This is a genomic window from Candidatus Kapaibacterium sp. (genome assembly GCA_023957315.1).
In the GTDB taxonomy this organism is placed as follows: Bacteria; Bacteroidota; Ignavibacteria; order Kapaibacteriales; family UBA2268; genus PGYU01.
On the sequence record JAMLHE010000003.1, the window covers coordinates 227,001 to 252,385 of the forward strand.

At 38.2% G+C, this 25,385-nt stretch carries 19 protein-coding genes; 15 read left to right on the forward strand and 4 right to left on the reverse strand.

The features are described 5' to 3' along the window. Positions 1 to 29: 29 nt before the first annotated feature. From M9949_04465 to sucB, 9 genes are all read left to right on the forward strand, one after another. Positions 30 to 1,430 carry a PQQ-dependent sugar dehydrogenase gene (locus M9949_04465; protein MCO5250658.1) on the forward strand — a complete coding sequence of 467 codons (1,401 nt, stop codon included), beginning with the start codon at positions 30 to 32 and terminating at the stop codon, positions 1,428 to 1,430. Further along, positions 1,430 to 2,527, forward strand: a complete 1,098-nt coding sequence (gene meaB, locus M9949_04470; GenBank protein ID MCO5250659.1) for a methylmalonyl Co-A mutase-associated GTPase MeaB — start codon at positions 1,430 to 1,432, stop codon at positions 2,525 to 2,527. Before M9949_04465 ends, meaB begins: the two co-directional genes overlap by 1 nt. Next, positions 2,524 to 3,108: an RdgB/HAM1 family non-canonical purine NTP pyrophosphatase gene (gene rdgB, locus M9949_04475; GenBank protein MCO5250660.1), complete on the forward strand. Its 585-nt coding sequence runs from the start codon at positions 2,524 to 2,526 to the stop codon at positions 3,106 to 3,108. The genes meaB and rdgB overlap by 4 nt, the downstream gene beginning before the upstream one ends. Positions 3,109 to 3,277: 169 nt before the next feature. Beyond that, on the forward strand, positions 3,278 to 5,467 hold the full coding sequence (locus M9949_04480) for a sodium-translocating pyrophosphatase (GenBank protein MCO5250661.1): 2,190 nt from the start codon (positions 3,278 to 3,280) through the stop codon (positions 5,465 to 5,467). Between the two features lie 116 nt (positions 5,468 to 5,583). Continuing rightward, positions 5,584 to 6,213, forward strand: a complete 630-nt coding sequence (locus M9949_04485) for a CPBP family intramembrane metalloprotease (GenBank protein ID MCO5250662.1) — start codon at positions 5,584 to 5,586, stop codon at positions 6,211 to 6,213. Positions 6,214 to 6,315: 102 nt separating this feature from the next. Then, positions 6,316 to 7,152, forward strand: a complete 837-nt coding sequence (gene thyX / locus M9949_04490; GenBank protein ID MCO5250663.1) for an FAD-dependent thymidylate synthase — start codon at positions 6,316 to 6,318, stop codon at positions 7,150 to 7,152. A 156-nt stretch (positions 7,153 to 7,308) separates the two neighbouring features. Beyond that, on the forward strand, positions 7,309 to 7,917 hold the full coding sequence (locus M9949_04495) for a hypothetical protein (protein MCO5250664.1): 609 nt from the start codon (positions 7,309 to 7,311) through the stop codon (positions 7,915 to 7,917). A gap of 27 nt (positions 7,918 to 7,944) precedes the next feature. After that, positions 7,945 to 8,670: a hypothetical protein gene (locus M9949_04500; GenBank protein MCO5250665.1), complete on the forward strand. Its 726-nt coding sequence runs from the start codon at positions 7,945 to 7,947 to the stop codon at positions 8,668 to 8,670. 115 nt (positions 8,671 to 8,785) lie between these two features. Then, positions 8,786 to 10,492 carry a 2-oxoglutarate dehydrogenase, E2 component, dihydrolipoamide succinyltransferase gene (sucB, locus tag M9949_04505; GenBank protein ID MCO5250666.1) on the forward strand — a complete coding sequence of 569 codons (1,707 nt, stop codon included), beginning with the start codon at positions 8,786 to 8,788 and terminating at the stop codon, positions 10,490 to 10,492. Positions 10,493 to 10,600: 108 nt separating this feature from the next. On the opposite strand, the gene glgP is transcribed toward sucB, so the two are convergent. Next, positions 10,601 to 12,604 (reverse strand): alpha-glucan family phosphorylase, encoded by a 2,004-nt coding sequence (gene glgP, locus M9949_04510; protein ID MCO5250667.1) that lies wholly within the window; start codon positions 12,602 to 12,604, stop codon positions 10,601 to 10,603. Positions 12,605 to 12,707: 103 nt separating this feature from the next. On the opposite strand from glgP, the gene M9949_04515 reads away from it, so the two are divergent. From M9949_04515 to ptsP, 3 genes are all read left to right on the forward strand, one after another. Continuing rightward, positions 12,708 to 13,343: an L-threonylcarbamoyladenylate synthase gene (locus M9949_04515; GenBank protein MCO5250668.1), complete on the forward strand. Its 636-nt coding sequence runs from the start codon at positions 12,708 to 12,710 to the stop codon at positions 13,341 to 13,343. A 121-nt stretch (positions 13,344 to 13,464) separates the two neighbouring features. Next, the gene (locus tag M9949_04520; protein ID MCO5250669.1) at positions 13,465 to 13,731 is read left to right on the forward strand and encodes an HPr family phosphocarrier protein; all 267 of its coding nucleotides are present in this window, start codon (positions 13,465 to 13,467) and stop codon (positions 13,729 to 13,731) included. Then, positions 13,728 to 15,491, forward strand: coding sequence for a phosphoenolpyruvate--protein phosphotransferase (ptsP, locus tag M9949_04525; GenBank protein MCO5250670.1), 1,764 nt, complete (start codon positions 13,728 to 13,730; stop codon positions 15,489 to 15,491). Before M9949_04520 ends, ptsP begins: the two co-directional genes overlap by 4 nt. Positions 15,492 to 15,505: 14 nt before the next feature. On the opposite strand, the gene M9949_04530 is transcribed toward ptsP, so the two are convergent. Together M9949_04530 and M9949_04535 are read right to left on the reverse strand one after the other, a co-directional pair. Then, positions 15,506 to 16,486: a dihydroorotate dehydrogenase-like protein gene (locus M9949_04530; protein MCO5250671.1), complete on the reverse strand. Its 981-nt coding sequence runs from the start codon at positions 16,484 to 16,486 to the stop codon at positions 15,506 to 15,508. A gap of 17 nt (positions 16,487 to 16,503) precedes the next feature. Next, positions 16,504 to 17,127 (reverse strand): redox-sensing transcriptional repressor Rex, encoded by a 624-nt coding sequence (locus M9949_04535; GenBank protein MCO5250672.1) that lies wholly within the window; start codon positions 17,125 to 17,127, stop codon positions 16,504 to 16,506. A gap of 458 nt (positions 17,128 to 17,585) precedes the next feature. Here M9949_04535 and M9949_04540 point away from each other — a divergent pair, with 458 nt between their 5' ends. Beyond that, a complete protein-coding gene (locus M9949_04540) occupies positions 17,586 to 18,089 on the forward strand; it encodes a hypothetical protein (protein ID MCO5250673.1) in 504 nt (167 codons plus the stop codon). A gap of 2 nt (positions 18,090 to 18,091) precedes the next feature. Beyond that, positions 18,092 to 20,305, forward strand: coding sequence for a TonB-dependent receptor (locus tag M9949_04545; GenBank protein MCO5250674.1), 2,214 nt, complete (start codon positions 18,092 to 18,094; stop codon positions 20,303 to 20,305). On the opposite strand, the gene M9949_04550 is transcribed toward M9949_04545, so the two are convergent. Further along, a complete protein-coding gene (locus M9949_04550; GenBank protein ID MCO5250675.1) occupies positions 20,258 to 21,160 on the reverse strand; it encodes a CPBP family intramembrane metalloprotease in 903 nt (300 codons plus the stop codon). The genes M9949_04545 and M9949_04550 overlap by 48 nt on opposite strands. A gap of 103 nt (positions 21,161 to 21,263) precedes the next feature. Between M9949_04550 and M9949_04555 the strand changes: the two genes are divergently transcribed. Further along, positions 21,264 to 25,262 carry a hypothetical protein gene (locus tag M9949_04555; protein MCO5250676.1) on the forward strand — a complete coding sequence of 1,333 codons (3,999 nt, stop codon included), beginning with the start codon at positions 21,264 to 21,266 and terminating at the stop codon, positions 25,260 to 25,262. Positions 25,263 to 25,385 lie beyond the last annotated feature (123 nt).

The following is a 25,385-nucleotide window of genomic DNA, read 5'->3' on the forward strand; positions in this document are numbered from 1 at the left end:
TTTAGTTCACACAAATAAAGATTTGAATTATGAAAACTTACAACTCGCTATTGTTTGCATGTTTAATTGTCGTATTCTGTGCTTGCGAAACTAACCAAGCTCAAGAAACTTTCACTACAAGAGATGTAGTAACTAATTTGAATACCCCGTGGGAAATATTATGGGGACCGGATGACTACATCTGGATGACCGAAAGATATGGCAGAATCAGCCGAGTCAATCCAGAATCAGGCGACTTGCAAGTTATGTATGTTATCGGTGATGTTTTGCAAGGAGGTGAGCGAGGATTGATGGGAATGGCATTACACCCAAACTTTACAAGCGAGCCTTATGTATATGTTGTTTATACTTATGGTGTAAATAATAATACAGCCACACGAATTAAAATTATAAGACTTACATATAACGGTACAGCTTTAGAATCTCCGATTACATTACTTGAAAATATACCGGGTGCAGCAATTCATGACGGTGCAAGACTGTGGATAGACGATAATTTGAAATTATTTGCTACAATTGGTGATGCCGGAAATGGTGTCTTATCTCAAAATCTTGAAAGCAATAATGGTAAAGTGTTGAGGATGAATCTGGACGGTAGCGTACCTGCGGATAATCCATTTGCCGGAAGTTTAGTTTGGAGTTTAGGGCATCGTAACGCACAGGGCTTAGTTAAGGCAAACGGAATATTATATTCCTCCGAACATGGTCCAAGTACCGACGACGAAGTAAACATCATAGAAAAGGGGCGCAATTACGGTTGGCCCACTGTAAACGGTTATTGCGATACACCACAAGAAATTGCATTTTGCGAAGCTAATAATGTCGTTGAACCAATTAAATCGCTTTACCCAAATTCTACATTAGCAGTAGCAGGTTTGGATTATTATAATGGCGATTTGTTCCCCTCATGGAAAAATTCTTTATTGCTCACAACATTAAAAGCACAAAAATTGGTGCTTTTGAAATTATCTCCCGATGGTAAAAGTATAACAAGTGAAGAATATGTAATTGACGGGCAGTTTGGCAGATTGCGAGATCTTTGCGTCTCCCCCAACGGCAGAATTTTCATTTCAACAAGCAACAGAGATGGCAGAGGTTCTCCCAAAGCCGAAGATGACAGAATTATTGAGTTATTGTCAAATGTTCAATCTGTTAAACCTAACAGTTCAGGCAGCATTAGATGGTTGAGAATTTATCCAAATCCAACTTCTAACGAATTACGAATCAACCCAAGTGATATGGTAACTGACGCAGATATTGAAATTATTGATTTCTTGGGTAATGTAAGATACAAAGCAACAAATCTTAATTTGGATTTGAATCATTCACATTCGGTCATACTTGATAAAGAAAATTTCGTTTCAGGAATTTATTACGTAATTTTGAGATACGGAAATAAACTGATTAGCGAAAAACTTATATTGAATTGATGAAAAAGAAAGTAAAGCCCGAATGGGTTCCTGATGACAGTAGTGACGAATTTACGACATCGGTTATGCCGGGAATTACACTTGATAGTTCGCCCAAAACAAACAAAAGACTCGGCAAACAAGCTATTGATATTGACACTTTAGCTCAAGGTGTGATTAGTGGCGATAGAGTATTATTGTCGAAATCTATCACTTTGATTGAAAGCAATCTTCAAGCACATATTGACAAAGCACAATCATTATTGAAGCAGCTTCTCCCTCATTCAGGAAAATCGGTCAGAATCGGCATTACCGGACCTCCCGGAGCCGGAAAAAGTACATTTATCGAAGCATTGGGAACTTACCTTTGCCGCAACGGTTCCAAAGTGGCAGTATTGGCAATTGACCCAAGCAGTACAATTTCTAAGGGTGCAATATTGGGCGACAAAACTCGAATGGAGGAACTAAGCAACCAAGAAAACGCATTTATCCGCCCTTCTCCTTCGGGTGGAACTCTCGGTGGAGTTGCTCGCAAAACAAAAGAATCAATCATAGCTTGTGAAGCAGCCGGATTCGACGTTATTCTAATTGAAACGATTGGAGTTGGGCAAAGCGAAATCACAGTTCGTTCCATGGTGGATTGCTTTTTACTTTTACTTTTGCCGGGTTCGGGCGATGAATTACAGGGAATTAAAAAGGGTGTTGTAGAATTAGCCGATATTCTGGTAATTAACAAAGCCGAAGGAAAATATCTTGAGCGTGCCCAATTGACCCAAAGTGCTTACCAAAATGCAACTCAGCTATTAACTCCGGCGACCGAAGGATGGAAACCCAAAGTCTTTACATGTTCTGCATTGAACAAAACAGGTGTTTCCGAAGTTTGGTCTGCAATTAACGAGTTCCTAATCAATGTCAAATCTTCCGGTGTTTTTGATTCGAGACGAAAAAAACAAGTTATAGATTGGATTTATGCAATGATTGAAGAAGAAATTAAAAATCAATTTTATAATAATAAAATCATCACAAATTTGCGTCCCGATATTGAAAAGAATGTCTTAGATGGCATTATCACTCCTACTCAAGCAGTTCGAGAATTATTAAAAAACTATCATTTATGACACTATTAGCAGCAACAAATAATCAGCATAAAATCGCAGAAATCAGAACCATTTTATCTGACATTGACGGATTGGAAATCGTAACTCCAATTAGTCTGGGAATAAATATTAATCCTGAAGAAAACGGAACAAGCTTTGAACAAAATGCAGAAATCAAAGCACGAGCTTTTTATGAAGCTGCCCGAATTCCCGTTATTGCCGATGATTCAGGATTAGAAGTTGACCAATTGGATGGTTTGCCCGGAATCAATTCCGCTCGATATACCGGAGTTGACGGCGATGACAAAGCGAATCGAATGAAATTACTCTCAGAATTAAACTTTTCAGAACTTGTTTCAGCACGCTTCAGATGCGTAATTTGTTATTTCGACGGCACTCAAACAATTTTTGCGAGCGGTAAAGTCGAAGGACAAATCATTAGCGAAGAGCGTGGCAGCATGGGATTTGGCTACGACCCGATTTTTATCCCCGATAATTACGACATAACTTTTGCTGAAATGGATAGCATTTCTAAGAATAAACTAAGCCATCGTGCAGATGCTTTGAGACAACTTAGAGCAGCACTTAGTTTGAGAATTTGATTAAACACAGAAAATTATTATCCACACTAAACAATATTTTTCTAAATTATAGGTTTATAGTCAATTGACAAGTTAAATGTTTGATTTTTATTTAATTGAGATTTTGAATTTATATTAAATATGCAAGTAAATTTACAAATATGTTCCATAATACAAATTTAACAACAATATGATTGAATTGCTGTACTTAGTACCTGCCACGGGTTTGATAGCCCTGATTTTCACCTACATTAAAGCCCAATGGGTAACAAAACAAGACCCCGGAAATGCGAAGATGCAAAATATTGCCTTGTTCATATCCGACGGCGCAAAAGCGTTTTTAAAAGCAGAATATAAGGTGTTATTCTTCTTCGTTATTGCTGCAGCTATATTATTAGCTGTACAAGGAGCAAATGTTCCTGATTCATCGCCGCTAATTGCACTTTCCTTTATCGTCGGTGCACTTTGCTCCGCTTTAGCCGGAAATATCGGAATGAATGTCGCTACAAAAGCGAACGTCAGAACAACTAACGCTGCAAGAACCAGCTTGAACAGAGCCCTGAAAGTTGCTTTCACGGGTGGCTCAGTAATGGGTATGGGCGTTGTAGGGCTTGGAATATTGGGTCTGAGCGTTTTATTTTTAGTTTATTCCTCAATTATGGGTATTGATGATGTTCATAATGTCAATCAAATTATTGCAATTTTAACAGGATTTTCTTTTGGTGCATCTTCAATTGCATTGTTTGCGAGAGTCGGCGGCGGGATTTATACCAAAGCGGCTGACGTTGGTGCAGACTTAGTTGGAAAAGTAGAAGCCGGAATCCCCGAAGACCATCCACTCAATCCCGCTACAATTGCCGATAACGTCGGTGATAACGTTGGCGACGTTGCCGGTATGGGTGCTGACTTGTTCGAATCATACGTTGGTTCAATTTTGGCGACTATGGTTCTTGGTGTGGCATTCTACGCTTTGCCGGAATTCCAAAACACTCCTTTTGGCGGATTAAGTGCAATCGTTTTACCTCTACTTTTAGCATCTGCGGGGATTATAGTCTCTATTGCAGGTACATTTTTCGTAAATGTTAAAGAAGGCGGCGACCCACAAAAAGCTCTAAACCAAGGTACTTTCATTGCTTCAATCCTTATGATAATCGCTTCCTATGGAATTATATCTTGGGTGTTGCCCTCTACTTGGGTATTCAATGACCCACTTTATGGAACTACATTAACAATTACTTCACTCGGCATATTTTTATCAACAATTGTTGGTCTAATTGCAGGTGTTGGAATTGGCTTAATTACAGAATATTACACAGGATTGGGCAAACCTCCCGTTCGTAAAATTGCAGAACAATCGCTCACAGGCTCGGCTACTAATATTATTGCCGGACTTGGTACAGGTATGATTTCTACTGCCGGTCCAATTATTTTGATTGCTATCGCAATTCTCGTTTCATTCCATTTTGCAAATTTATATGGTATCGCAATCGCCGCTGTCGGTATGCTTGCGACTACGGGTATCCAATTAGCGGTTGATGCTTATGGACCAATTTCTGACAATGCCGGCGGTATTGCCGAAATGGCAGAATTGCCGAAAGAAGTCAGACAACGCACAGATAAATTAGATGCAGTCGGAAATTCAACGGCAGCTATTGGCAAAGGTTTCGCAATCGGTTCGGCTGCACTTACCGCATTAGCACTTTTTGGTGCTTATATGACTGCTGCCGGAATCAAAACTATTGATATTTCAAAAGCAAACGTTATTGTCGGGCTATTCTTGGGTGGATTGTTGCCGTTCGTATTCTCGGCACTTGCTATGGGTGCTGTGGGTAGAGCCGCCAAATCTATGATTCAAGAAGTCAGACGCCAATTCCTCGAAATTCCTCAACTCAAGGCTGCACTTACTGTACTTCGCAAAAATGATGGTAAAGAATTCGAAACTTGGTCAAATGATGACAAACGTATTTACAACGAAGCAGAAGGCAAAGCCGAATACGCAAAATGTGTTGAAATTTCTACCAAAGCTTCAATCAAGGAAATGATGTTGCCGGGCTTACTTGCTGTTGCTGCTCCGATAGTTGTTGGATTCTCATTTGGTGCCGAAACCTTAGGCGGAATGTTGGCTGGCGTAACGGTTGTGGGCGTGTTGATGGCGATTTTCCAATCCAATGCCGGTGGTGCATGGGATAATGCTAAGAAAATGTTCGAAGAAGGTGTCAATATTGATGGCGTGATGTATTACAAAGGCTCGGAAGCTCACAAAGCTGCAGTCACCGGTGATACTGTCGGCGACCCGTTCAAAGACACATCAGGACCTTCGATTAATATATTAATAAAATTGATTTCAATTGTTGCACTTGTTTTGGCTACAGTGATTTAACACACAATTGATATACTACAAATCCCTTTGCATTTATGTGAAGGGATTTTTTTTTTAAAATAAACTTGCCGCATTAAGCGTTAAATTTTGTTTGTTCAACATAATTTGACGCTGATATGCTAATAATCGGAATTGTAGCCGCATTTATACTTTGGTTTTTGATGTTTGCGGGATTTACTGAGCTAACCCATCTAATACATCACAAGTACTTTTGGTATGTGATGACACCGGCTGCTACCGGATTGGCGATTTTTGCACTCTTCAACGAGAAGCACAGATTGAAAGAACTGTTCAAATTTGAGTGGAAATATGTGTGGATAGGATTAGCCCATGCGGTATTGCTATACCTGCTATCGAGGTTTGGAGTGTGGTTGTTTGTGCAATTTTTCGATTGGACAATACCCCAAATTCAAGCAATTTACCAAACGCGGACACAAGCAGACCCGCTGCTCATCGCAACATTGCTGTTATTTTTGATTGCACCGGCAGAGGAGATTTTCTGGCGCGGATTCATCCAAGAGCGACTAATCCAAAAGATTGGCGTCAAACGCGGAACGATAATCGCAATAGTGCTTTATTCGATGGTGCATATTTGGGCGCTCAATCCCATGTTGCTATTGGCGGCTTTGGTGTTGGGCATTCATTGGAGTTTGATGTACGCCAGATATCGAAATGTAGTCCCGGGAATCATCTCACATGCCGTTTGGGACGTTTTGATATTCGTAGTGCTACCGATAAGTTTGTAGGGAGATATTTTCTCCCCAAATTTTTCATAATCGGAAATAAATACTTATGTTTGTTATCTTGTAAAAGTATATTTGATGTAGAAATCTTGATTGGATGACAAAGTGGAAAATGAAATAAAATGCCTCGATAAGGGCTTTGTGAGATTGGTGGACGTGATGGGCGATGATTCGTCAATCGTCCAAGCGGCTCGTGTGTCCTATGGCAAAGGCACTAAGACTGTGCATGAGGACCGCGGTTTGATACGGTATTTGATGCGTCACAAACACACTACCCCATTCGAAATGGTTGAGTTTAAGTTCCACGTTAAGCTGCCGATTTTCGTTGCTCGGCAATGGATACGACATCGCACAGCTAACGTGAACGAGTATAGCGGAAGATATTCCGAGATGAAGGACGAATTTTATTTGCCCTCATCGGAGCAAATCCGCACTCAAAGTGTAATCAATAAGCAAGGTCGTGCAGATGAAACGCTTCCATCAGAGCATACAGCTGAAATATTGGATTCTACACAAGCTCACTACGAGGCGTCTTTTGAATTGTATCAATCGCTTCTCGAAAAAGGGCTAACGCGAGAACTGTCCCGCATGGTACTTCCAGTGGCGAACTATACGGAATGGTACTGGAAAATTGATTTGCACAATCTTTTCCACTTCCTGAAATTGCGATTGGACACTCATGCTCAGTACGAAATCAGAGTCTATGCCGAAGCTATGGCAGAGCTTGTGAAGGCAATTGTACCTCTTGCATGGGAGGCTTACGAACATTATATGCTGAATTCGATAATGCTCACTCAAGGTGAATTGTCAATTTTAGCAGATATGCTTCCGCCGACCGAACTTGATGTAGAGCAGTGTACAAAGTATGGTCTGAGCAAACGCGAAGCCGGTGAATTTGTTGATAAATTTAATAAAATCAAGAAATTATCATCAAATGAATAACTTTTATCGGTCTCAAACGTTAATAAGTGTGTTTAAAATGTAATTGGAGTATTAATAGTGAATAAATTTTTGTTAAGTCTTTTTTTGGTATGTTTTGTTTCAAATTATGCTTGGTCATCTCAAAAAGTGACTGTAGAGCAAGTGATGGAAGGATTCATGAAAGCGAAGAATTTCGACAAACTTGCTGAATTAAAAGATTTTCATGCTACAATGGAGCAATCGGCAGAAGCTCGTTCTACAAAAATTAATTATTATTTTTTGAAAGAGTACAACCATAGATTGAATATCACCGGTCCTGCTCCGATTCATGCAGTATATGATGGCGAAAAATCATGGGTGAAACCGGCAGCTATGCCGACAATCCCGGGCGACCCGGAAATAGAGAGTCAATTAATATTGATGTATGAAATTATTTTCACACCTATTTACGGAAAATTGGAAACATTGAAGTTTGAATTATCCGAGTTGAGCAGCTTTGGTGGCGAGACTTTTTATCATATTTCGATGGTAGATAATGACGGAATCTTCACAGAATTGTACATAGATACTGTGAATTATGATTTGCGAAAAGTTGTCAAATTGATACGATATCAAGAAAATGATGTACCATTTGAAATGTATTTGGATGATTATCAAGTTGTAAACGACATCCGAATTCCTTACCAAGTTGTCGCATCACGCATCAATGAGCCACTGAATTTTAAGATAATCGAAATCAAATTCGACATTGGAATGAACAAATATGATTTTAGACGACCACAATAATTTTAATTTAATTTAGGAGTTTTTATTATGCGCACATTAGCAACAACGATTTTACTTATATTAACATTTTCATTTGTATCAGTTCAAGCTGATGAAGTGGCTAACATACTTGAAAAATGTTATAAAGCAACCGGTGGAAAAGACAAAATCAATTCCATCGAATCTCTTAAAATAAAAGGTAAAATGGATATACCTTCACAAGGTTTGAGTGTTGACCTTTATTATGTCTCTAAAAAGCCCAAAATGTACATGGAAAATGAAGTTATGGGCATGAAAATGTCCTTCGGATATGACGGAAATGAAGTATGGGCTATCAATCCTATGTCAGGAACGGAACCCAAAGTCCTAACCGGTCCCGAAGCAGACATGACTAAGTCACAGTTAGAAGGATTTTTGAATTTGGCTGCATTGCCATTCGAAAATTATGTAGAGCAGGGAATCAAAGCTGAATATAAGGGTATTCAAGATATTGATAGCACCAAATCATGCCATGTAATCTCGTTTATCGAAACTGACGGGAGTTCGGCGGATGTATTCTTTGATTCTGTAACATTTCTAATGTACAAAACTCAACAGGATGTCAGCGGACAAAAAATCGAAACTTTTGTCATTGACAGGTTGAAAAACAAGGGCATTATTTATCCGAAAACAATCGAAATAAAGTCCGATGGTGTTGTTTCTCAGAAGTTAACGTTCTCGGAAATTGACACAAATTTTGAATTAGATGACAAAATATTCAGTATGCCAAAATAATCAGTCCATTTAATAGTCTCTAAGACGAATTTACTTATTAGTAAATTCGTCTTTTTTTGTTCTTATGATATTAAAAATTTGTAAAATAAAAATAAAATATTGAGGAGAAATCCAAATGCGTGTAGAAGTGGTAATGCCAAAAATGGGCGAGTCTTTGCAAGAAGGTACGATTACAAAATGGATGAAAAAAGTTGGCGAAAAAGTCGAACGAGACGAGATGATACTCGAAATCTCGACTGATAAAGTTGACACTGAAGTCCCATCGCCTAACGAAGGTGTTTTAGCCGAAATCCTTGTTGCAGAAGGCGAAACTGTAGAAGTTGGAACTGCAATTGCAATTATCGAAACAGATGCTTCTGCATCTACTGAAGCTAAATCCGAAACTCCAAAAGAAGAATTAAAAGAAGAACCCAAAGAAGAACCTAAAGAAGAACCCAAAGAAGAATCCAAAGCTACTCAAGAGCCCCAAAAAGCAAAAGAAGAAGCACCGACTATCGCAAAAGGTGGAAAAATTACTGAAGTAGTAATGCCGAAAATGGGCGAATCACTTCAAGAAGGCACTGTCACCAAATGGCTTGTCAAAGTTGGTGATGCAGTCGAACGCGACCAAATGATTCTCGAAATTTCTACCGATAAGGTTGATACAGAAGTTCCTTCACCCGTTGAGGGCGTTTTAGCCGAAATTATGGTACAAGAGGGCGAAACGGTCGAAGTTGGTGTGCCTATCGCAAAAATTTCAAGTGGTGGCACAGTTGAAGCGAAATCAGAACCTACTCCTGCTGCTGATGAGCCGAAAGAAGCCAAAGCTGAACCAAAGAAAGAATCAGCCGCAGAAGAAAAATCTGCACCTAAAGCAAGTGTCACTATACCTGCCGAAGGCGGCACGAAAGAGATTCCTCCACGCGATGGCGAAAATTTCTATTCACCATTGGTTAGAAAAATCGCTGAAGATAACGAAGTTACACTCGAAGAACTCAGACAAATCAAGGGTTCCGGCTTAGAAGGCAGAATCAACAAAAATGACATTTTGGATTATATCGAAAATCGTAGCTCGGCACCTGCACCTAAAGCAGCACCTTCCGCACCCGCAGCAAGTGCACCGAAGGCAGCTTCGACTGTTCCTGCTGCACCAAAAGCTCCGCAGATTTCCTTGCCTACAGGCGATGATGTCGAAGTAATCCCGATGGATAGAATTCGCCAATTGATTTCCGACCACATGGTTTATTCCAAGCATACTTCAGCACACGTTACAAGCGTTGCAGAGGTTGACGTTACAGGTATTGTGAACTTCAGAAATAAAATGAAGGCTGAATTTGAAAAGCGAGAAGGTTTCAAGCTCACTTACACACCTTTCTTTGCTCAAGCTGTAATTGATGCCGTTCGCCAATTCCCAATGGTAAATATCAGTGTGGACGGAAAAAATATTCTTCGCCATAAGAGAATTAATCTTGGAATTGCAACTGCACTTCCCGATGGCAACTTGATTGTGCCCGTAATTAAGGGTTCCGATATGCTCAATATCACCGGAGTAGCACGCTCAATCTATGATTTGGCGAACAGAGCACGTAATAAAAAGCTTAGTCCCGACGAAATTCAAGGCGGCACAGTCACTTTGACTAATGTCGGCACTTTTGGCACTTTATTCGGTACTCCGATAATAAACCAACCTCAAGTGGCAATATTTGGCGTCGGTGCTATTAAGAAAAGACCAATGGTAAAAGAAATCGAAGGAAATGATTTGATTTTGATTCGCCAAATGATGTATGCGTCTATAACATATGACCACAGAGTGGTTGACGGTATGTTAGCAGGTCAAACATGAGCTGCAGTAGTGAAAAATCTTGAAAATATGAACGAAAAAACAATTGTTATTTAATTATTTTTTGTTTTAAATTAATTCAAAGGAGTTATTATTTTAATAACTCCTTTTTTATTTTTTATAAATTGAGTTGTATTCTTCAAGCATTCTATGAGATGAAAACTGTTTCAAGACAGTGTTCATGGAATTTCGCATAATTTTATACCATTCACCGCTCGTGGTATTTCTCGAATAATAAAGCGGGATAATTGTATTTTCGAGCGTATCATAAATCGAATTTGCAAGTTCTAAATCCGGTAAATCATTTACATTTTGGTCACCGATTGCCCAGCCATTTGTGTCATCAAAAGCTTCATCCCACCACCCGTCGAGAATACTGAAATTAATTCCACCATTCAAAGCAGATTTCATGCCCGATGTTCCGCTCGCTTCTAATGTACGAATCGGCGTATTCAGCCATATGTCACAAGCACTGACCAAATGCTTCGCAATGCGTATGTCATAATTTTCCAAAAATATTATTTTATCTTCAAGCGAATAATCTCGGATTTTTCTAATAATATTTTTTATTAAGCGTTTACCATCAACATCAGCAGGATGCGACTTGCCTGAAATTAATAATTTAACAGGCTTTGATTTATTATTTAAAATTGGAATTAATCGTTCCATATTCTCGAAAACTAATTCTGCTCTTTTGTAAGGAGCGAATCTTCTTGCAAAGCCGATAAGGAGAGCATCTTCCGAAATATTTGAGCAAATATCAGTAAATTTATCTCGTTTGATATAAGCAGGATGATTTAAGATTAAATAATTATTAAAATATTCTATTAAATGCACTTTTGCAGATTTTCTGGCTGAATCTAATTTATTATTTGGAATTTTTTCTAAGACATTTGAATAATCAATATTATAATTTTCAAGATAATTATCACCAAGGTATTGTCTATATAATTCATCAAATTCTTTCGAAACCCATGTTCGGAAATGAATTCCATTTGTGATTGAATTAATTTTAATTTTTCTGTTATCTAGAATATTAGTCCACATTTTATTAGATGTCACTGTATGCAATTTACTTACAGCATTGACATTATTGCATAAATTGAGAGCTAAAACTGTCATCGAAAACATTTTTTTACCATTTTGAATCAAACCCAATTTTATGAAATCATTAGCCTTCATTGATTCGGGTAATAATTTTCCCGAGAAATATTTTTGAACTAATTTTGGTTTAAATTCCTCGTTCCCATGGATTATCGGTGTATGAGTCGTAAAAATAGATTCATTTTTAACTTGCTCAAATGCTTGAGTGATATTTAGACCTTTTTGGGCGATGAGTTGTTTGGCTTTTTCAATAAGTGCAAAAACAGCGTGACCTTCGTTTATGTGTATGCAAGCGGGCTCAATACCGAGTTCAGCCAATGCCTTCATGCCGCCGATTCCCATTACAATTTCCTGAAGCAATCTCGTTTCCCTATTCCCTGCATACAAATGGTGAGTGATATTTCGCAAATCACCGTTAAAATCGCAATCTGTATCAAGCAAAATAATGAAAGTATTGCCAAATTTGATTTGATATAGCATAACTTTAAATTCACAATCCGGAAGTTCAATAGTAATGAATCTGTGGACGCCGCTTTCATCAAGTATCGGAATTAGATTGTGCTTTCCAGGAAGAATTTCGGTATATTCGGCAATTTGCACTCCCGATTTCGATAATTTTTGCTTGAAATAGCCGTAGCGATAGTTCAAGGTAATGCCAATCATCGGGATTTTCATATCCGAAGCAGATTTCAAATGGTCGCCGGCAAGAATTCCCAAGCCACCTGCATATGCAGGAATTGATTGGTTAATTGCTATTTCCGGGCTAAAATATGCGATTACATTTTCGCTGATGTCTGATAATTTATCATTTATAATGCTCAGTTCATCGGTTTCATTTTGGAAATTTTTGAATGATTCAGTTTGCTTGAAAGCATCATCACTAACTGATTGTCGCCAAACAAATTCAGTTGGATTATGGTTTACGCCTTCCCAAAGTTTAGCATCAATCTCTTGGAAAATTGCACCAAATGAATCTAAAGACGATAAATATTGGTCATTAAAAATTTTCATATACAAAGGTTCTTACATAATTTTATTTTTACTATGAACAAAAATAATATTTTTGTTACAGAAATGTCTATAAATTTTATTAATTAATTATTAATTTAAGTTAATGTATATTGAAACTGCAATATTAGATGGATTGAATGACTTTGAAAAATCCTTAGAAGCGTCCGCAGAAACGATTTTAGCCGGACACCCTATTGTATTCCCAACTGAGACAGTTTATGGTCTTGGAGCATCAATTTATGATTTGACAGCCATTGACAAAATTTTCGAAATCAAAGGGCGAGAGAAAAGTAATCCCTTAGCTGCGCACGTTTGCTGCATCGAACAAGTTGAATTGCTTTGCAAAGATATTCCCATTTTATTTTACAAACTTGCCGAAAATTTTTTGCCGGGTCCACTTGCGATAATCATGAGACGCTCGGACGCTGTTAATCCCGTTGTATCGTCGGGATTGCCCACATTGTCTATTCGTTATCCTTCAAATGAACTTTGCCTCGAACTTATAAGATTGGTGGGTTCGCCATTAGCTGCCACATCTGCAAATTTAAGTGGTGAAAAATCAGCTATAAATGCAAAACAGGCATATGCAAGCCTCAACGGTAGGACTAAAATTATTTTAGATGGCGGCGATACACAATACGGAATGGAATCAACCATTATCAGCATCGTTGATGAGCCAAAGATACTCAGGGTGGGAGTAATTAGCCCCGATGAGATTAAGAACGTTTTGGCGTTGTGATTTGAATGGTAAACATAGCTTGTTTACTTATTTTTCAAATCTTTATCAAAAAACAATTGATATTATTCTCCGAATTCCTTTATATTTGTAGTTTATTAATTTTTGATTTGTATTGATGATAATAATTGAAAAGGAAGTGACTGTTAGAAATAGAGCCGGGTTGCATACAAGACCTGCAGCATCATTAGTTAAGTTATCTTCAAGATTTGATTCTGAGATTTTTTTAATTCGAGATGGGTTTATGATTAATGGCAAAAGCATAATCGGAGTGATGACATTAGCCGCCGAAAACGGATGTGTGTTGACCATAAGAGCTGAAGGCGAGGATGCCGAAGCAGCTGTCAACGAAATTGCGGATTTGTTTGAGCGAGGATTTGGAGAAATTTGAACTTGTTTGCTGACATAAAAATAGAACTGCCCTTCTTTAAGGAAAAAACTACGGCATTGATTGCCACAGGTTTCCTTAAGGGTATTCCTTCGTCGCCCGGTGTGGTTATTGCGAAGGCTTTTATTATTCAGCCGGAAATTTTCATCTCGGCTAACGATAAAGTTTCTAGTGGAACTAGCTCTTTTGAAATTGAGAGATTAGCTCAGGCATTGAAAGATTTGAATTTAGAATTTAAAGCTGTAGTGGAAAGGATACCCGAATCCAACACCGGCGCTGTTAATATTTTGGAAACAAATCTACTAATAATCAATGACGAATTTTTGCAGAAATCAATCAATGCTTTTATTGATGAAGGTTATACTGCAGAAAGTGCTGTAATACGCGAATTTGAAAAGCAAAAAGTATATTTGCTCAACTCACGCGATAGAATTTTACGGGAACGTGCTACTGAATTAGACCATGTTAAAACGCACATACTTTCAGCACTAAAACAGCGATGCTTACAATATAATATCGCTAAAGATAGAGTCTTGATTGCACAATCACTGACTCCTACTGATTTTGTGAATTACAAGGAAGCGGGCGCCTTGGCAGTTGTGACTGAAGCCGGTGGCATCGCTTCGCATGTATCAATTCTCGCCCGTTCATTTGAGACTCCTGCTGTAATCGGAGTCAAAGATGCCACAGGAATCATCAAAAATAACGATATTGTTATTATTGATGGATTCACCGGACTTGTGATTTACAATCCGAATGATGAATTAATAGCAAAATATCAAGATAAAATCGAGAAAATCGAAAGGCACCGGATAGCACTCGGAAAATTGGCGAAAGAACCGGCTGTTACTGCTGATGGACGTAAGATTCATTTAATGGCAAATGTTGACCGGCTCGACGATATTGATGCTGCTAATTTGGTCGGTGCAGAAGGTATTGGCTTGGTACGCTCCGAGAGCTTGATAATCAATTATTCAACAATTCCGGGTGAAGAGCTTCAGAGCAAGTGGTACCGCGAAATTGCAGATAGGATTTACCCAAACCCTGTGACAATTCGTGCATTTGACATTGGAAGTGATAAATATGCCGAAGGTATGCCTCATGCTGAATCCAATCCTGCACTTGGTTTTAGAGGAATTCGATATTTGCTCTCAAGAACTGAACTTTTTAAAACTCAAATCAGGTCTGTATTAAAAGCATCAGTTAATAAAAACGTTAGATTCATGTTGCCTATGGTCAGCGACACTTCCGAATTAGTAAAATCACTTCAAATAATTGATGAATGCAAGAAAGAGTTGACCGATGAGCAAATTGATTTTGATGCAAAAATGCCTGTCGGCATCATGGTTGAAACCCCTTCGGCGGCATTGATGGCTGATGAATTAGCTGAGTTATCCGATTTTTTCAGTATCGGCACTAATGACTTGACGCAATATACTTTAGCTGTTGATAGGACCAATGAGCTTGTTTCGGATAGATTTGATTCATTCAATCCCGCAGTGTTGAAATTGATTGCAATGACGGCAGAAGCAGCTGCACGTAAGAAAATTCCTGTAGGAATCTGTGGCGAACTTGCCGGGCATTCAGCAGCAACAACTATTTTAATCGGCATGGGAATTACGGAACTGAGCGTCGTTCCGGCAATGGTGTTGGAATTGAAAAATAGAATAAGAAAAATGAAGTATTCTGCCGTTAAGAAGAACACTTCAAAGTTGTTAAAATTGCCTGACTCGTATCAAATCTTAAAAATCCTCGAACAATAATTATTGAGCGATAATTATAAATCTCTAATCGCTCTTTTCATATATTGCAATCTTTCCAATATTGGAGTATTGGACTCTTGCATAGCGATATGCCCTTTGAAAGATTCAATATTTTCAAAACCTTTTTTCTCCATCCATTCAGCTAAACCGGAATTTAGTTCCTTGATGTGTTTCATGCCATGCTTGTAAATGACTGAGCAAACTTGCACGGCATCGGCGCCTGCGAGTAGATACTTCACGATTCCGGCTGAATCATGAACTCCGGTTGAGCCGGCAATCGAGCATTTCAGCTTTCTTTTCATCAGAGCTATCCAACGCAAGGATTCGGTTATTTCATAAGGATGGCTTAAATCCGAATTGGAAACGAGTTCAACATTTTCGATATCAATATCAGGTTTGAAATAGCGATTGAAAAGCACAACGGCATCTGCCCCCGCCGACTCTAACAATGAGAGTGATAATCCTAAGTTGGAATAATGATTTGAGACTTTGACCGCAATCGGTATTGTACAATGATTACTTACATCGCTAACTACTTTTATTTGTCGTTCAAGGACATCGTCATTTGAAATATCGTGGTCAGTAGGCGAAACGGAAATATTCAGCTCGATTGCATCGGCACCTGCATTTTCGAAAATTATGGCATATTGGGGCCACTGGTGGTAGGAAATGCAATGGATACTTGCGATTAAAGGAATGTCAATTCTTTTTTTGGCTTCCGATATCAATGCTAAATAATTTTCTAAATATGAATCAGGTGTGGTTTGAACAGAATACTCATAGGAATCAATCGAAGAAAATTCCTTTAATTTATAAGATGTACCGAGACCTGCGTCCTTCAAAATCTGTTCTTCGAAAAGTGATTTCAGCACAACAGCACCGGCGCCTGAATCTTCGGCTGTCATAAGATTTTCAACATTTTCGCACAGTCCGCAACTCGCAAGAATAATCGGACTATTGAGTTCAAAATTCATGTATTGGGTTTTCAAATCCATATAAGCTCCGAAAAGTGTTATTCTTTGTCTTTTTGTTTATTCACAACATAAATCAAATTTTCAAGTTCGTGAACAATATTAATATTATTAATAGTCAAATCAGGTGAACTTTGGAATTTAATCGGTGTAAAGTTCAATATACCGCCAATTCCGGTAGCAGTGAGCAAATCCACAGTATGTTTGGCAACCATTTGCGGAACGGTCATAATGCAAATTTTGATGTCGTTGTCTTTGATAAAATCGGCAATTTTATCGTTATGAAACACTGGTGGATTACCTTCGGAATTGATTCTGCTTGGGTCAATATCAAAACCTGCAACGATTTGAATTCCTTCTTTCATAAATCCCTGATATTTCATCAGTGCTTCGCCAATTCTTCCTACTCCAACAACGACAACTTTTTGGATTTCATCTTTACCCAATATATCGTCAATTTTGCCCAGAATCGAATCTATTTCATATCCACCTTTGCGATTTCCGGTAATACCGAAATTTCCGAAATCTTTCCTCACTAATGATGATGATATTTCTAAGGTATCAGAGATGTTGTCAGAAAATACTTTCTTGAAGCCCAATGTTTGCAAGTGCTTCAGCAAGTTCTTGTAGTTCAGCAATCTTAAAATCTGTCCTTTGTTAGTCATAATATCTCCAAAATATTTTATATAATAACATGTTTATGTCTTGGTTACGGTTCTTAACTTTCAATATTGTTAAGTTTATCACATAAATTTTCAAAATACATATCTTCCTATGATACAAAATAACTTAAAATTTAGAACTATGCAAAAAAAAAATCATATTGTTGAAAAATAATTAGACAATTACTATCATAATGACATAAAATTCACTTTGTTGTTAGTAAATCAGTAATAAATGAAGTTATGAAATACGTCTTTTAAGATAATCTACAAAATTCTTTTTATATTCCTAATATTTAAAAGCGTTCTTCGTTAATGTTACTTTCGTTTTGCCATTGAATCCTTGATGTATATGATTGAGTTTGGAATAGATTCAAATTAGTCCAAATCAATCGTTTCAGAAATAAGTAGTTCAGAAAAAGAAATTGAATTTAAAATGTTACGGGATTATCGAAAATTTGATGAGAATTGACAAACTTTTACCATTTATCTTAGCATTGTTGCTAACATTTTGTATGTTATCTTGTGATGGCGGATTGGCTCCAAAGCCTGAAGCCGAAAAATCATATTTATCCGGAACGCTCAGATTTGTGAAAGGTATCGCTGATTGGCCCCCCGAAGATTCAGTCTTTGCGGTGAGAGTGGTTGCATTTAAAAAATACCCTGATTCAACGGGCATTTTCGCAGATATTTTAGAAGGGAATGCTTATTTCACGTTGGCATCACTACCGCTTTTCGTGGACAGTTCAAGATTTTCATTTGAAATTACTGACACACCGACTGATTTGGTCTATATTGCTGCCATTCAACAATTCGACACTTTAATCACCGCGCAAAGAGTAATCGGATTGTATAACATTTCGGATGAAAAACACAAGCCATCTACAATCCGAATTGAATCGGGCAGGCATTACGACATTTCAATAGACATTGATTTTAAAGATTTACCACCAATGCCATTCTAATTATGAAAAGAAATCTTTACATTATAATATTCCTTTTTATATGCACTGTTGCATATTCTAATGCAGAACTTATAACGGGCAATGTGTCTGATGCTGCGACCGGAGATTTTTTATCCGGTGCAACAATCCGAGTTGAAGGCACAGCTTATGGGGCTATCGCAGATAGAAGCGGTAAATTTAGCATAAATTTAAGCATCCCGAAAAGTAAAATCACGCTAATCATTTCTATGATTGGTTACGAAACTCAGAAAATGCAAATTGAATTTGTAAACGATAAGGTTGAAGTCCAAATCGCTTTAAAGAGCCAACCTTTGCAAACAGGCGAAGTTGTAGTTTCGGCAAATAAAAGGGTCCAAGCGGTGCAAGAAGTGCCAATTTCAGTTTCTGTGATAGACAAGAGGCAACTCGATGCTCGTGGCGTGAGCACCTTGGAAAGAGCCTTAGAATACGTTCCGGGATTGGAAATTAACCAAGATAATGTCAGCATACGTGGTTCATCAGGTTTTTCATTCGGTATCGGCTCGAGAGCGGCACTGCTTTTGGATGGCTATCCCCTATTAGCAGGTGACAACGGCGATATGAAATTCGATGCATTGCCGATGTTCAACATAGACCGAATTGAAATTGTCAAGGGTGCAGGTTCGGCTTTATATGGTTCCGGAGCTTTGGGTGGCGTGGTCAATTTAATTACGGAGCAACCACGCGATAAAGCTGACATCAGATTCCGCACTTATGCCGGGCTTTATACCAAACCGCGACATGAGCAATGGGTTTTCACTGATGATTTGCAACATCGTTCAGGTTTGAGCGGTTCATTTTCACAAAAAGTTGGTAAAATCGGAATGCTTTTTTCGGGTGGATATTATAACGATATGGGCTACAGAGATTATGATGATTCGTATCGTTCAAGCTTGTTTGGCAAAATAAACTATGATTTTACCGATAGGACGAACTTATCAATACTTCTGAACGGTGCCTTTTCTGATGCTACTGATTGGGTATATTGGAATAGCTTAGATAGCGCCACACGTGCTCCGACTGATACAGATAAACAGGTGAGAATTAAATCAGACAAATTTTCAGTTTTTGGGAATTTGAATCATATTTTCAATTCAAACTTTTTTGTTTCTGCCAGAACGGGCTTTTATCTCACTGAATACAGCAATACTTTGCCTACTGACGACTTTGAGCATAGACAATCAGAAGCTTTGGCTTTGAATTCCGAAATTCAAGCAAATTATAGCATCACAGCCCGGTCAGCTCTTACTTTTGGACTAAATTCAACAAATACTACAGTAAATTCGATAACATATGGCGACCAAAGGCAGGATATTTACGCAGCATATATTCAGAATGAATCCAAAATCACTCAAGATTTCCTTTTGACTTTAGGTGTACGGGCAGATTATGAAGATTTCAAGACAAATGAAAGCAATGGTGATTTATCAGACGGCGAACTTGTTTTATCGCCGAAACTTGGATTAGCGTATAATTTCTCTCCGCTTTTACATTTTCGTGCTTCAGCAGGAGCGGGATTTCGTGCTCCATCTGTAGCTGAAAGGTTTTCGTCAGTATCCTTCCAAGGATTTGAAGTTCTCCCCAATCCACAACTCAAGGCTGAAAAGAGTTGGTCTTTTGAAGTTGGTGCAAATTACACACTTGAATTTTATGACACACCGATTTATTTTGATATAGCAGTTTTCCAAAATGATATGTACGATTTGATAGAACCTTCTTTTGTCAGTCCTACAGAATCTACAATCAAATTTCAGAATGTTACGAGAGCAAAAATTCAGGGTTTGGAGTTTGCGGTCAAATCATTCATAGCGGGATTCTTGGGTTTGGAAAGTTCATTTACATACATGAATCCTCGAAATTTGGCAAACGATGAAATTTTGAATTATCGTTCAGAAATTCTGTGGTACAATCGCTTTTTGATTCCTTATGGTGATTTTGAATTGCAAGCGGATTATCGCTTCAAATCGAGAGTTAAAAATATTGACCCTCAATTAGGCATTCTTGTCAGAGACGCTGATGCACGTGTGGATATGCACGTTGTTGACGCAAGATTGATTTACGATATGGAAAACTTAACCGGGCAACAACTCAAACTCACAATGAATGCAAGCAATGTATTTGATTACTATTACACGACGATGGTAGGTAACTTAGGAATCACTCGGATGATTTCCCTCATGCTCGAAGCGCAATTTTGATTTGAAGAAGTATTTATACAACAAGCTTATGGTCAGAATGGCAACCAAACCGAGTCCAAGTTCTCTGAATAACTCGTTTCTGTCTTGAATCACACTCATATATGACGATGAATCATAACTCATCCAAATGAATGTGATTGCATTATTGATGAAATGGATAATTATTGCGGGATAAATGCTTCCTGTGATAATAACCGTAACCCCAAGGTAAAATCCAATTATGAATAACATTATGAAGCTCACAGGTTGGAAATGAATCGCTGCGAACAATAGTGATGTCAAGATGAGAGATGAGCGTATGGAAACATATTGACGAGTTTTTGACAGCAACATACCCCTGAAGAACAATTCCTCGCAAATAGAAGGTGTCAAAGCTCCGGCTAAAAGCACAACTAATATTTGAACAATATTTTTACTATCTAAACCAAAAATGTCCCTATAAAATTTTTCTAAAGAATCAAATTGATTAGCTAACCATACCCCCATCTCCTGTGGCAACAAGTATATAGTAAAAGTTATTATCGAGCTTTCGAGCAAAACAATGGCAAGCCAGCCCAAAGTCAACGGTATCAACCAAACGGTAGGGAAATTCCAATTCAACTTGAGACTTGATTTAATATCGCCCGAACGTATTGCTATAACTATCGCCAACAAGAAAAAGGTACCGAATTGAGTTATAACTATCCAAGGCAAATCATAACTCACTTTGAAATCTGAACCAAATGATGAATCAAAAAGTAAAGTCACGGCAACTTGAATTAATGCAAATATAATGGTAAGTGCAATCAAAACACCTACAATTTTCATGTAAAATTTTGCTAAAGTAGCCTGAGGTTTTTTGTGATTTTCTTCCATATAGTCCAATAAGCTAAATATTCATACTTCATTAATACAAATATAATTTAAATATGTTAAATTGCAGATTGAGTTATGACTAAAACTAAAAATTATTATTAGCATGAAAAAATTAATCCTTACTATATTTATATGCTTTGCAGCATATAACACCGCCCATGCCCAGCCTGTTGTGATTAGCGAATATTTGATTGGAGGCAATGCTTTTCAATGGACAGAGCTTCTGATTGTTGAAGATAACGTATCGCTCGTTGGGTACAAAATTCGTGATAACAGCCAAGATGAAAGTTGGATGGGAGGAGTGATTTTTAAAGACCATCCTCTATGGCGAAATTTAAGACGCGGAACCGTAATCGTTATCAATCACAGAACATTTGTGGTTGATGAAAATAAAGATGATGGGTATATTGAAATAGGTGCACAAAGCGGTTTGCATTTCACTCGCTACATGGAAAGTGGAGATTTGGATGAGTGGACAATTAGGGCTTTGAATGTCAACAGAACGAGCGATATGATACAAATCTTAGACCCTGACGGCAATCATGTTCATGTCTTAGCTCACGCCAGCTTGGTTGATAAACAAGCATTATTTGCAAGTCTTCCCAACCCGAAAATTGGTGTTCAAGATGCGTCGCCCGGGCAGGGATATTCTTTGCGTGTAGTTCCCGGAGCAAACAAATCTCAGTATGGTGGCGGTCTTAGCAACACACTTGCAGCATTGGATAACACTCATATTTCAAAAGGGACAGCTAATAATTCCAAATTGAGTACTGATGTAAATCAATTGTATTGGCGAGGATTGAGGCAACCTGATTGGACAAATCCTGCTATGACAGGAACTCAAATTGTAGGTGCAAACAAAGACCAAATTCGTTTAGAATGGACACCTGCAAGCTCGATTTCCGACCCAATTGAAGGTTATATGATTCTGCGTTATGTAGATAATTCAAATCATGACCCGACAATTGAAGACGGCAAAATCTATAATATTGGGCAATCTTGGGGACCTTATACTTTGATTGGATATGTGCCCGATTTGACAAATACTGAATTCATTGATAAATTTGATGCAATACCGGGAGTAACCTTTGAATGTGGCAAAACTTACGGATATCGCATATATGCTTACAGGTATAATCGAAGTGAAATTGATGCCGACAAAATTGATATTCAAATGACCAACGGCAGAGGACGCTCCTATAATGAAAATCAATTTGCCCAATCGATTGGAGTCATCAAAGATATACCGCCTCAACCGGTTATAACATCGAAGGGTGATATAACTACATTTTGCGGAAATGAAGAACTTGAATTGACTTCTAGTATAAAAGATTTGACTAAATATACTTTTGAGTGGATAAACACAGCCGATGCGAGTTTCAAAAGTGCCGAACATACTGTAAATGTCAATAAATCCGGGACTTATTATTTGGAAATCACCGATAAAAATTCCGGTTGCAAATCAGGCTCAAACTCAATCACAATTACTGTGCTTGACGCCCCAGAAGTACACATTACTGACCCACTGACTTTCAAAACATTTACAAAAGATACGATTATTCAACTATGTATTGGTCAAACTCAAAGGCTCCGCGGTTTAGTCACACCAACTCAATCCGATGGTTTTTACTGGATGAAAGATGATTCTGAATTTTCAAAAAATAATGAAATCGACGTAAATCAAGATGGTGTGTATCAGTTTATTGCCGTTAAGGGCGGATTGTGCAGAGACAGCTCATACCGAGTTGAAATCAGAATTATAAACCCTGATTTTACTTTGAGCGATGCATCTTTGAGTTTTAATGCCGATACAGACCCCGAAAAAGACTTGACAATCACAAATAATTCAAACAAAGATATTATTTTTAACGCAAATGATGTGATAATTGCAGGTGACGGGTTCTCGATTATTTCTCCAATGCCGGAGACGATTAAAAATATTTATACTATTCCCGCAAATTCTTCGATTGTCTTCAAAATTAGATTTGCACCCGTAGGCTTTGGAACTCGTGACGGTCAACTAACGTTTAGAGGACCGTGCAATGTAACTAGGGTAGCATCACTGACAGGATTTAGACCCAATGAGGGTGAATCCGTACTCGACCCTGCCCCGCGAGATATTAACTTTGGTATAGTCCCGCTCAATTGCGACCAATTTATGGATTCTACGATTACTTTATTCTCGACAGGTCCTGATAAGTTTATGATTTTCAAGCCGGTTATGATGTTTGGGTATTTTGATGTTACATCGCCGCGTTTCAACAATCCAAACGAAAAAACTGTATTAAATGAAAATAACCAGATGGCATTAACTGTCAGAGTTTTGGCTAACACTCCGGGAATTTATGTTGACACAGCCTTAATAGCATATCATGTAATCACCGAACCGAATAAAGTTGACACTCTAAAAATACACCTATCAATCGAGATTATTGACCCGAAATTGGAATTCAGCCCATTAGAGTTCGATTTTTCCGATTTACCGACTTGCGTTACTGAAATTGATACTTTTATTACAGTTTCGAATAACACCACCTATCCCTTCAATTTGAATAGGCAAGGACCCGATAATCGCTTCATCATAGATGAGAATTTGCCATTTGAAATCGGGGCTAATTCGGAAGTAAACGTTAAAATCAAAGTTAGATTCACTACTACAGATACTTATATAGTCAATATCCCCTATTTGCCTTGTACGATGTTATCTCCGCAAATTACAATTATTCCACCACAAAACGAGCTCGAAATTACAGTAGCTGATGAAATTGATTTTGGAATAATTAAAAATTGTGAGGAATCCGGGACTGTTACTTTAGATTTCGATATTAATGCATCGAACACAGGCGCCAATATTGGAAATATAATTCATTCAGGAACTCATTTTTCTACAAATTTGACACAAAATAGCATTTTAAACCAAAATTCTAATCAATTCACTGTAACATTAACACAAACACAGCCGGGTATTTATATTGATTCATTAGTTTTTGTTGTCGAACCTTGCGATGAACGCATTGTAATATTGTTAAAAGCGGAACGCACAGACCCTCAAGCTCCTCAAATTGACGGGCTTCAAATAGCTTTTGGCTCTGATGCTTTAGGCGTAGCCGAACAATTCAACCAAACATGGACAAATCCTGACCCAACTGAAGATTTGGTTATCACTTCGATTACAGTTCCGGCACCATTTGAGTTGATTTCACACGCACCCGCTGATTTCCCTTTGACGATTGCGCCACAAGACAATATTATTATAGTCTATGAATTTAAACGCTTAATTGGTGGAGATTACTCGTATTATGTAACGGCAAATGTCAGTCTCCCCTGCAATCTGACCTATTCATTCCCGATTTCCGGCGAAGCAATTGACGACAGGATGGTTCCGATTGTTTCGGAAATTCGCCCAACGAATATAGTCGCCGAATTGGGTCAAGTCTTCGATATTCCGATTTTCATGACTATTCAAGACGGCTACGCTATCAACGGCTCAGGTGCTGAATCTGTCAGCCTTTATCTCAGTTATGAGCCAACGATGCTCTACCCCGAAAGCGTAGTGGTCGGTGCAAATTTCGCGACAAGCATAACACAAGCTACAATCAGCGAAAATCAAGCAGGCAAATTGGTAGTAAATGCCAATTTGAGTAACTTGGAAAATCTTACTTCAGGCAATTGGTTCAATATTCGCGCTCAAGCCCTATTAGGAAATAAAATTGTAGGACCATTGGTAATTGATAGTGTAGTTTTCACATCTATTATAACGATTGACGTTGAAGAGTTTGAAGGACAATTGCAAATAATCGGGAATTGTGATTTGGACAGCCGTTTGTTAGATTTATCCGGTAACGTAGGAATGGTACTGACGGGAGCAAACCCACTTTCAGGAACCACGGAACTTGTCTTTAGCACCGTCACAGAGGATTTGACAGCCATCAATATGTACAACTCATATGGCGAATTAGTCGAAACACTCGCAGAAGGCAGCTACAAACCCGGCAACTACACAATAACAATAGACGCTGCGAATTATTCGAGCGGCGCATATTTAATTAGAATGATAAGCGGAATGGCAGTCCGCACCGAGAAACTGATAATATTGAAATAGATGAGCCTTGTCCTGAAATACATTGACAAACATAGCCCATGAATTTATTCGTGGGATAAAAAGAAACCTCATCCAAATAATGTAGTGACAGAACAGCGTTCTATCAACTAAATTCAGATGTGG